Source organism: Phocaeicola sp. RTP21198st1_B8_RTP21198_201120 (assembly GCF_040929485.1).
GTDB classification, from domain to species: domain Bacteria; phylum Bacteroidota; class Bacteroidia; order Bacteroidales; family Bacteroidaceae; genus Phocaeicola; species Phocaeicola dorei.
Genome location: NZ_JBCOCI010000321.1, coordinates 1 through 1,418, shown reverse-complemented (window position 1 = coordinate 1,418; position 1,418 = coordinate 1). Strand labels below are relative to the sequence as shown.

Annotated in this window: 1 protein-coding gene; it reads right to left on the bottom strand. The window is 39.3% G+C overall.

Translation table 11 applies throughout. The features are described 5' to 3' along the window. Positions 1–233: 233 nt before the first annotated feature. A partial coding sequence (locus AB5935_RS25875; RefSeq protein WP_368327859.1) for a family 43 glycosylhydrolase occupies positions 234–1,418 on the bottom strand: 1,185 nt, incomplete at its 5' end.

Genomic DNA, 1,418 nt, shown 5'->3' with positions numbered 1-1,418 from the left:
CCTGTGTATTCTTCATAATACCTCTTATTTTCTTTATAATCAAATATGAATTACTGATCTTTTTCTGCAAAGATATGCCAGCTTATAAAACTACAAACATAATTATGTTACGGGCTTCTTTTCCTAAATAACATCTTCATTTTCAATGTTACATCTATCTTTCCCCTTGTAGCACGCCCTAATAATTACACTGATTATAAGCACATTACAATCTTATTTTTTTTGAATAAAAGCTATTCAAATTCCCAATAATCCAGATTGAAAAGTTTGTTTCCTTTCTCTCCTTTAAAGCAGAAATAAAGATCATGTACACCCTTTGCATTCTTTATCCGGCATGACATATGTTTATATATATCCAGTCCTCCTGTCGGTGATATACTGACACTGCCTATTACCGGACCTTCAGTGCTGTCCAGACGAATTTCTATCATTCCGCCTTTTTCAACACAAGCTGCGCTTACACTGAATTTCTTTGCTCCCTTCTTGCCAAAGTCGACACCACGCACACACAGATATTCATTATCATCAATATCGGTTATATACAAACCACCATTCTTATGATTTTCAGCTTTAAGACCATATCCCCAAGCCATCGTTTCAGCTTCCACTCTACGGTAAGGATTAAAGTTTTCAATCTGTTCCAGTTTCGTCTCCTGCCAATAAGGAACTTCCTTAATAGTTCCATCCGGATTATAATGCATTTTTGCAACAGAGACCGAACGGCGTTCCTTATGATCCAAAGTCTCCAAATGAAGCAAATCATAATTTAGGCCAAATACATAAGAACTACCTTTATAATCGATAATTCCAGGATGATTTCCTCTACTCCGCTCTGTTGGACGCATAATATATCCTTTTGTACTCCATGGTCCGGTAGCTTTGTCGCTCATGGCATAGCCAATCCCTTCCGGGCAACAAGTTGAAGCGAAAGCCATGTAATAATGCCCGTTCCGTTTATACACCCACGGACCTTCCTGGTAATGTTCCGGTTTATTTTCCACTTGTACAATTTCCCCCGAATATGAAATCATATCCTCATTCAGTTTCACATAATAAACATTCGGATTGCCCCAATACATATACGCTTGTCCGTCATCATCAATAAATACGGTCGGGTCAATGTCGTACCAATGCTCCTTTTGCCAAACCAGCGGTTTGTTCAAAGGGTCTTTAAAAGGGCCGTAAGGAGAGTCGGAGACCAATACGCCAATACCATTACCATGAATCGGACAATACATATAAAATTTGCCATTACGTTCGATGACTTGTTCTGCCCAGGCACCGTTATCACGTTTCACCCAATCAAAACTCTTCAGAGAAGCGACCGCTCCATGATCGGTCCAATTGACCATATCAGTGGAAGTATAAAGTAACCAGTCCAACATTTTGAATCCTTCGGCATCATCCTCATCATGAGT